At 63.8% G+C, this 8,890-nt stretch carries 6 protein-coding genes and 2 pseudogenes; 4 read left to right on the top strand and 4 right to left on the bottom strand.

Annotated features, from left to right (window positions below; translation table 11 throughout):
• A pseudogene (locus tag HKL97_RS13580) lies at positions 1-487 on the top strand (hypothetical protein); the annotation flags it as partial.
• A gap of 66 nt (positions 488-553) precedes the next feature.
• Positions 554-937, top strand: coding sequence for a cytochrome c (locus HKL97_RS13585; protein WP_291426278.1), 384 nt, complete (start codon positions 554-556; stop codon positions 935-937).
• A gap of 140 nt (positions 938-1,077) precedes the next feature.
• On the opposite strand, the gene HKL97_RS13590 is transcribed toward HKL97_RS13585, so the two are convergent.
• From HKL97_RS13590 to epmA, 3 genes are all read right to left on the bottom strand, one after another.
• Positions 1,078-1,455 carry a hypothetical protein gene (locus tag HKL97_RS13590; RefSeq protein ID WP_291426280.1) on the bottom strand — a complete coding sequence of 126 codons (378 nt, stop codon included), beginning with the start codon at positions 1,453-1,455 and terminating at the stop codon, positions 1,078-1,080.
• A 102-nt stretch (positions 1,456-1,557) separates the two neighbouring features.
• Entirely contained in the window at positions 1,558-3,600 is a 2,043-nt protein-coding gene (locus HKL97_RS13595; RefSeq protein ID WP_291426282.1) for a pilus assembly protein TadG-related protein, read from the bottom strand.
• 434 nt (positions 3,601-4,034) lie between these two features.
• Positions 4,035-4,991 carry an EF-P lysine aminoacylase EpmA gene (gene epmA, locus HKL97_RS13600; protein ID WP_291426284.1) on the bottom strand — a complete coding sequence of 319 codons (957 nt, stop codon included), beginning with the start codon at positions 4,989-4,991 and terminating at the stop codon, positions 4,035-4,037.
• A gap of 26 nt (positions 4,992-5,017) precedes the next feature.
• Here epmA and HKL97_RS13605 point away from each other — a divergent pair, with 26 nt between their 5' ends.
• On the top strand, positions 5,018-5,986 hold the full coding sequence (locus tag HKL97_RS13605; protein ID WP_291426286.1) for a lysine-2,3-aminomutase-like protein: 969 nt from the start codon (positions 5,018-5,020) through the stop codon (positions 5,984-5,986).
• Here HKL97_RS13605 and HKL97_RS13610 read toward each other — a convergent pair.
• A complete protein-coding gene (locus tag HKL97_RS13610) occupies positions 5,983-8,442 on the bottom strand; it encodes an autotransporter outer membrane beta-barrel domain-containing protein (RefSeq protein WP_291426288.1) in 2,460 nt (819 codons plus the stop codon). The two genes, HKL97_RS13605 and HKL97_RS13610, sit on opposite strands and share 4 nt — an antisense overlap.
• A gap of 293 nt (positions 8,443-8,735) precedes the next feature.
• Between HKL97_RS13610 and HKL97_RS13615 the strand changes: the two are divergent.
• Positions 8,736-8,890: pseudogene (locus HKL97_RS13615) on the top strand (elongation factor P); the annotation flags it as partial.

An 8,890-nucleotide genomic window follows, 5' to 3' on the forward strand; every position in this document is an offset into this window, starting at 1 on the left:
GACCCAGGGCGACCCCAACGCCCTCAACGCCGCCGCCGCCGCCGATGCCCCGGCGCTCGCCAAGATGCTCGCCGCCATCAACGCGCGCATCCAGGGCAGCAACCCGCAATCGCTGGAAAACCGGCCGCCCCGCATTTATATCGGCCCCGTCACCGGCGCGCCGGGCGATGGCAACCACTCTTTGCCGCTCAACCTCGCGCGCGACCTGCCCGGCCCGGACGATGTGGTGGTCACCAACCCGGCCCTGGCGGATTTCACCGTCACCGGCAACATTGTGGTGACGCCTGGGCAGAACGGCCAGGTCATGGTCGAGCTGGACTGGAGCGTGCAGGACGCCAATCACCGCAAGATCGGCCAGGTCACACAGTTACACCCGCTTGCCCTCACGGACATCACCCCCTATTGGGGCGATGTCGCCGCCGCCGCCGCGACTGAAGCCGCCACCGGCATCCAACAGGTGGTAGCCAACGCAATATTGAAAAAATAACACGCAATCATCATAAAACTCCCCCATCAGCCGTGCTACCCTCGTTACGCAACACCAGAGGAATGCATGTTTAAGTCACAAAAAATCCGCTTTACCCTATCCCTGGCGGCGCTGTTCGCCGCCGCCGCCCTGGCCAGCCCCGCCATGGCGCAAACCAAGGGCGATGCCGCCATGGGCGCCAAGCTCTATGCCACCAACTGCGCCTCATGCCATCTGGCCAGCGGCGCCGGCGGCGTGAAATTCGCCAGCGGCTCCGTCTCGGCCGATCTGCGCGCGCCGGGTCTGGAGAAGACCTACCGGCACAGCAACAAGCTGCTTCTGCGCGCGATCCTGGCCGCGCATGATGAAGACAACGAACGGCTGGACCAGCCGATGCCCGCCTGGAAAGGCCGGATCACCACCGCCCAGGCGCAGGACATCATCGCCTATCTGCACACGCTGCACTCGTAACAGCGCGCGGCAATCTCTCTTTCGTATTTGCCGCGAATCGCATTCGCTCACCTTGGGAAGCCGAGGTGAGCGAAACCGCCGCTTGGCCGCGCACGGCAGGCTCTGCGTTTATATCCGCATAACCGCTCCGCGCGGGGCTCTCACCCGCAATCATTCCCCCGCAGCGTGAAGTCAACCACCTTGCCGCCCTTCAATAAAAAGGTCGTCTCGCAGGCATAAACCAGCACCCGCGGCGGCATCATTGAATCATACACCGGCGGATAAAACCCGCCGCCAAACCATGGCCCGGCATAAGGCCCGTAAACCCCGCCCAGATACGCCCCCGGCACGCTCACCGCCCGGCGCTGCTCATAGGCCAGATAGGTCGTCCCGTTCACCGTAATCTGCTTATCCGGCACGCCAAACTGGTTCACCAGCGTCTGCTCATCCGCGCCAATATAAGCCGCCATGCGGGTTTGCAGGCTGGGGCCGGTGGCGCACCCCGCCAGAACCACAAAAGCCAGAATACCGTAGCGCATATCACCCTCGTTAACGCTGACAATTCAGCCAGACATTAGCACAACGGAAGCATCTTTTCCGCCCGACTTCAAAATGTCACAAACGCCCCCGCCAAAGTGCCGCTACTGCACCAGCAAAGCCGTGGACATGGTGACACCACCCCCTCCTCCATCGCCTGACGTCTCCGCAATCTTGATATTGCCGCTACCGCTATCGTTGATTGCCGCAACGACAAGCCCGGGAACCCCGGTGGTCGAAATATTCAGCGCCCCCGCGCCGGACATCGTCAACGGCGCCGACGGCGCATAAATGCCGCCGTTAAACGTGCTGGCCGCGCCCTCATTGACGATATCCGTCGCGGTATCGCCCCTGGCCTGGTAGATCGCAATACCGCAAATGCCCTCGCCATTGGTGCCGTCATAGGGAGAATTGGGGTTTTCATAGCTTGTTTTTGGATAATCCGCGGGAGAAACACAGTCGTCAGTGGGCGCGGTGATGTTCACCGTGGCGCCGCCATTAAAAATATAAGCCGCCGTTCCTTCCAGCACGAAGGTAACACCAACACCGGTGACGTTTGTGCCGGAATCAATGATCAGATCGCCATTCCGGATATAATAGATCCCTGGATTCAGCACGACAGTCCTCGTGCCATTGCTGATGTTCAAACCGCCATCAAAGTAATAGGTCGCGGGGGCGTGCGGCGTGCCGTCCACCGGCGTGCTGCCCATCGTCAGGTCGCCCTGCGCGGCATAAAAAGCACCGCCGGAACCATTGGCAGCATCCGAGTTGCCCGAATACGCCTTGAACTCATACAGGCCGGAACTTATCGCCGTCGCCGTCGTGCCACCGGCCAGGTTCACGCCACCATCCACATAATAGTTGGAACCATCGATGCTCACCGACGGCACATTGGTGAGCAACCCCCAGCCGGTAACCTTGGTGCCTGATGTTGCACCCGTGAGATAATAAGTACCGGCATTGAGCGTCGCCGTGCCGTTGGTCAGAGACATGCCGCCATTCACCACCATCGAAACCGGCACGCTCTGCGTGCCGCTGCCAAGCGTAAATGTGGAATCGGAGGTAAAATTCATACCGCCATTGATATAATAATTACTGCCGTTCATGGTCAAGTTTTTGTTCGCCTGCCCACGCAGCCCGCCCGTGATAAAGGTCGAACCATTGGCAACACCTTCATTCAAAACCAGATCAGCCACGCCGGCATTGCTCATACCCGTCAGGTAGTTGGGGTAGAGCTCGCACTTCGCGGAATAATCCCCCCCCATCTGGGTGCAATCCCCCACCCCGGCCTGGTCCCATGTATTATACCCCAGATTTGGCGTGACAGCATTGCCATGCTCCACCGGCGCGGCCGGCACGCTCCAGCCGGGGTTCCATAAAACCACGTTCCCGGCGTTCAGTCCGGCCAGCGGATCAGGCGTGTTCGTATTCAACATAACCGTATCCGGCGCACCCGGCGGGTCCTTCGGGTCCGTGCCGATATACCCGGAATACTGCGGCGCGCTGACGCAGCTGGCCGCGGTGACCACGGATGTTGCCTGAATGATGCCCGACCCGGTCACGGTCATTGAAGGACAGGATGTGGCGTTGGCGGCTATGCCGCAGTTTGAGCCCACAATACTGGCGCCGCCGCTCACCACGATGGTCCCCTCGGAGATCAGGCAGCTCGAACCAGTCTTTTGAACCATATCCGCCACGGCGGTCGCCGATTGCGTTCCCGCCGGCTCTCCCGGCAGCCCCAGCCCCTTGACCGCGGAAAAAAAACTCCCCCGCGGGATCGTCGCCGTCGCCTGCCAGGCCGTAATCTTGGTGCCGCTGGCCGAGGCCGGAACCGGCGGATTGGAGAGCACGAGTTGCGCGCTTGTCAGGCTGAACTGATTGTTTGAGGCCATGTTCGCGGCCGCCAGGGCGAGCGGCTCAACATTTTCCACGCTGTCCGCCCCATAATTAGCGGCATGGGCGGCGGCCAGCGCGGCGGCATCAGCTGCGCTCTGCAACGTGTCTTGCTGTTGATACCAAAATCCAACATCCACCGAGAGCGCGGTCGCCGCGATGAGCAAAGGTGCGGCAAGCGCTACAATAAGCGCAATCGTTCCCCGGCGGCTGGACAGAAAATCACGGAACCGGGGTGCAAAATTTCGTTTCATACTGGCTTGAATTTCACATTGTTTTTCTACCGTGGATCGCAAACACCCCGGCCGCATAGCGTTAGGCGCATCGGGCGGCTTCGGGAACAATCAAGGAATCAAAACCGCGTGTGTTTCCGGTTTTTTCAATAAATTATTCGCGATGAACACTTCGTTCAAAGCCGCAATGAAAACTCCACGCGCTATTACTTAATAGTAACAAATGTTCTAATTATAAACAAACGCAGCATTGTCATATCTTTTCAAATTCAATGTATGTTTTTTAGGACACCCCAACTCAGTCCGCATCTCCAGCCGGGCTGGCTGCGCCGTAAAAATAGTTCGTTCATAAAACATTTCCCCCACGGATTATCCGCGCAGGTTAAAAAATAATACCGGACGAAACTTAACAAAAAATATGCGGCGAAAAAAATGCCGCGTCCCACGCGCCCGCTCTATCCGGGCAGCCACAAAACGTCACGAATTCGCAACGCTCCGGTGGCCAGCATTGCCAGCCGGTCAAACCCCAGCGCAATCCCCGCGCAGGGCGGCAGCTTCGCCACCGCGCTCAAAAACCCTTCGTCCATCTCCCAATCCGGCCCGTAGAGTGCATGCCGGCGCGCCCTCTCCGCCACAAAGCGCGCGCGCTGCTCATGCGCGTCCGTCAGTTCCACGAACGCATTCGCCAGTTCGATCCCGCACACGAACAGCTCAAAGCGCTCCGCCACCCGCGCATCCGCCGGATCCCGCCTGGCCAGCGCCGCCTGCGCCACGGGGAAATGGGTGAGAAATGTAGGGCGCTCGCGGCCAAGCTGTGGCTCAACCCGCTCCAGCAGCAGCCGGAAGAACAAATCCTCCCAATCCTCGCCTTCGCGCAACGCCGTCCCCGCCTGCGCCGCCAGCGCCGGGGCGTCGCCCGCGGTGCCCAGAACATCGGCCCCCACATAGCGCTCGAACGCCTCCGCCACGCTAATCCGCTCAAAGCGCTCCAGGCTCGTGCGCACCCCCCGGCATTCCACCACCGGCGGCAGCACCGCGCGCAGCAGCGCCTCGGTCTCGTCCATCAGCGCCCCCATATCGGCGCGCAGCGAATACCATTCCAGCATGGTGAATTCCGGCGCATGGGTGTCGCTCCAGGGTTCATCGCGCCACACCCGCGCCAGCTGAAAAATCGGCCCCGATCCCCCGGCCAGCAGCTTTTTCATGGCAAATTCCGGGCTGGTGTTCAAATACCCCGCCCCGGCCCGCACCGCGCGCAGATGCACCTCCTCTCCCGGCGCCGCCACCGCATAAGGCGTCTCCACCTCGGCATATCCCCGCGCGCCAAAAAACGCCCGGACCCCGGCCGCCAGCAGGTTGCGCCGCCGCAGTGCCGCCATGCGGTCTTCCAGCCGCTCCCAAGCTTGAGACATTCGCACTCTCCCTCTACATGCCGCCCATGCCCGACGGTATCATAAGCCCAAACCGCACGCTGCGCTCGGTTGAAGACATCATCCGCTCCGGCCTGGCAAGCGAGTCCGCGCGCCTGGCGCTGGAGGCGGTCGCCGCGCGCTACGCCATCGCCCTCCCCCCGGCGCTGCACGCGCTCATCCAAACGCCCGACGATGCCATCGGCCGGCAGTTCATCCCCCATGCCGATGAACTCATCACCGCGCCGCATGAGAGCGCCGACCCCATCGCCGATGAAGCACTCTCCCCCGTTCCCGGCATCGTGCACCGCTACCCGGATCGCGCTCTGCTCAAGCCCCTGCTGGCCTGCCCGGTTTATTGCCGCTTCTGCTTCCGCCGCGAGCAGGTGGGGCCGGACGGCGGCTTGCTGAGCGATGCCGAACTAACCGCCGCCTACGCCTATCTGCAATCGCATCCGGAGATCAAAGAGGTCATCCTCACCGGCGGCGACCCGCTGATCCTCTCGCCCCGCCGCCTGGGCGGCATTCTGCAAAACCTTGGCGCCATCGCGCATGTCGAGACTTTACGCATCCACACCCGCGTGCCGGTGGCCGACCCATCGCTCATCACCGATGCCCTGGCCGCTGCGCTGGACATTGAAAAACCGCTGTTCATCGCCGCGCATATCAACCACGCGGCCGAACTCACCGATGCCGCCGTGATCGCCCTGCGCAAGCTGCAACGCCTGGGCATCCCCATCCTCGGACAGAGTGTGCTGCTCGCCGGCGTGAATGACAGCGAGGAAGCCCTGGGCGATTTGTTCCGCGCCATGCTGCGCGCGCGCATAAAACCCTATTACCTGCACCAGCTGGATGCCGCCCCCGGCACCGCGCGCTTCCATGTCGCCCCTGAGCGCGGGCGGGAGATCCTGGCCAGGCTGCGCGGCAACATCAGCGGCACCGCCCTGCCCACCTATATTTACGACCGCCCCGGCGGGCTGGGTAAAATTCCGCTCTAAAAAACGAGCCGCAGCGCCGCCTCGGCGGTCTGCGCGGTCCAGTTTCCCGCCACCTGCGCGCTGTAGCGCACCACCAGCGACATATTGCCCCGCCCGGCGCTCACACCCGCCATCACCTCCCCGGCCAGCGGGGCCAGCCGCTTCACGCCCGCGGCATAGGCGCTGCCATCGGCGGCGATAACGCGCATCGCCCGGCCCGGATCGCCCGCCTCGTAATCCACCCCCAGGCCCAGTTGCGGCGTCCACACCACACCCGCCGCGCCCGCATAATCGCGGCTCACCGCCAAGCGCAGATATGGCCTGACACTGCTGCCCGATGCGCCCGGCGCGCTCAGCGCAAACGCGCTCTGCCGCGCGGTCTCGCTGAACCGCCCGAGGCTCAACCGCGCCACACTCACCCCGGCCGATGGCAGCAGCCCAAATCCCGCGAGGCGCAGCGGCATGGCCAGCCGCACCCCGCCTGAAACCACACGGCCATCCGGCCGCGCCGATGCCGCCCCAACCCCGGTTGCCCGCGCCAGGCTGGTGGAAATGAACCCGCCCAGCACATCGCCCGAGAGCACGAAGCGCCCCAGATTCTGCACCCCGTAAACCCCCAGGCGGATGGTCTGCGCGCTGGCCGTGCCGCCCTGCGCATCGCTGAGCGCCGTGGCATCATACCCCACAGCCACCCCCAGCGTGGTGCCCTCGTCATTCACCGCGCGGCCTACCCCTGCCAGAAACCCAGCGCTCTGCGCGTTATAGCTCCCTGGCTGGTTCATGGCATTGCCCGAGGCCGCCACCCAGCCGCCCGCGCCGCAGAACCCACCGGCCAGCGCCTGGGCAATGCCCGCCTGCGCGCCGCGCCCGCCCGGCAGTGCGCCCGCGCGCGGACAAGCGGCGGCCGGCGCATCCTGCGCCTGATCCAGCAACTCATCACTGGCACGGCCCGCATCCAGCGCCATCGCCTGCCGCGCGCGCGCGAACAGCGCGTCATCCGCCGGGGCCACCGAAAATGCACCCAGCCGGTAGCTGAAGACCCCCGGCGGGTCGGCCGCCAATACGGTGGCATTACCTGAAACAACCGCCTCCCCCGCCGCGAGCTGCGTGCTCACGCTGGCAAAGCTTCCGCTCAACCCGCCATTGGCGGTGAGGAACGCCCCGGCCGCCGGTGTGTAATTGCCCGGCGCCAGCACATAAACCAGCCGGCCACCCAGCAGCGCCGTGCCGCTGATATTAACCTGCGACACTCCCGTTGGGCTGACCACCACCCGCAGCGTGCCACTGGAGAGCTGCACGAAATTTCCCGTGATGTTCAGCGCCGCGCCAATGGTGCCGGGCTGAAACGTCCCGGCGTTTCTCACCGTGCCCATCGCCCAGTTGCCCACGGCCGTCCAATCCGCCCCCGCCGCCACGTTCAGCACGCCCCCCGCGCCGAAATTGGCGAGATCGCTGGTCAGCTGCCCGCTGCCGGTCAGGGTAATCGTGCTGTCCGTGCCGCCGCCATCAATGGTGCCGGCAATGCCAGCACCAGTGCCCAAGGTCAGGCTGCTGGCCCCGCCTTCAAACTGCACCGCCGTACCGCCCGCACCCGCAATCAGCCCGGTATCATAAACACTGGCGCCAGCCCCTTTCACCAACACCCCGGTGGCACCGCTGATGCTGCCGCTGTTGGTCAGCGTATCGCCCCGGCCCAGGCGCACCCCGGCGGTAATGCCATGCACAAGCCCGGTATTTGTCACCGCCGCACCCGGCGCCACGGCGATAACCCCGGCCAGCCCCCCCGCGATGGTGCCGCTGTTGCTCAGGCTGTCCGGCCCGGCGAGATACACGCCAAACACCGGCCCGCTGATCAGCCCAGCATTCTGCACCGAGGCGCCGCGCCCGCCCACAAACGCCCCCGAATATCCGCCAAGCAGCTGCCCGCTCGCCGTATTGCTCAGGCTGCCGCCCGCATAGAGCGAAACGGCATCGCCGGTGCGCGCCGAAATAACGCCACGATTGGCGACAACCCCCACCCCATTGCCGGTATAAACACCAATATGCGCGCCAAAAATACTGCCCCCCGCCGCGTTGGCGGCATTGCCGCCCGCATTCAGGCTCACCCCGTCATCCCCCCCGGCAATCACCCCGGCATTGCTCACGCTGATGGCGGCATCGCGGGCCAAAACGCCGTAGGTGGCGGCGCGGATGGCACCGGTGGCCTGGTTATCCACCGCACCGCCCGCGCTCAGATAAATGCCAATCCCGCTCGCGGCATCCAGGCTGCCCGCGTTGTTGAGCGTGACCGAGCCTTGCGTATCCTCAAGCACCGCCCATCCGCCGCTGGCCAGCGTGGTGCCCGAGGTGATGCTCACCGGTCCCGCGCCGTAACCCGCCAGATCAACGGTGGCGCTCTGGCTGCTCGCAATCACGCTCTGCGCCCGTGCCGGCGCCACCAGCCCCCCGCCCAGCGAGAGGGCCGCGCAGCCGACCATCAATCCTGTCTTCCACTGGGGCCCGGCCGTATCATCATGGCAAACCATAGAACGTGTCCTTTAAGGCGGGGACGCCTGGGCGGCCCGCGCACGACCTGAAGTCGTGCAAACCTACGGCTCACCGCATGAATCGCGCGTTAATCAAGCGCCGGAAAACACGTTAAAAATTTTTACCCCCGTAATCTTCTCATCCCGCAAGCCGTGCAAAAGCGCCCCCGGCTTGCCCAAAAGCCTGCGGCGGCGTAAGCCCCCGCATCGCAATCCATTTTTGTATTTTCAGGCAGAGCTCTTTTATGAAACAGCAGGCAAACCTCATCCGCGCCGGTCAGGTCATCGAACACGAAGGCAACCGCTGGACCGTGCTCAAGCAGCAGATCATCACCCCCGGCAAAGGCGGCGCCTTTATCCAGGTGGAAATGCGCAACCTTAAAACCGGCAACAAAACCAA

Source organism: Acidocella sp. (genome assembly GCF_013044125.1).
Classification (GTDB): Bacteria; Pseudomonadota; Alphaproteobacteria; order Acetobacterales; family Acetobacteraceae; genus Acidocella.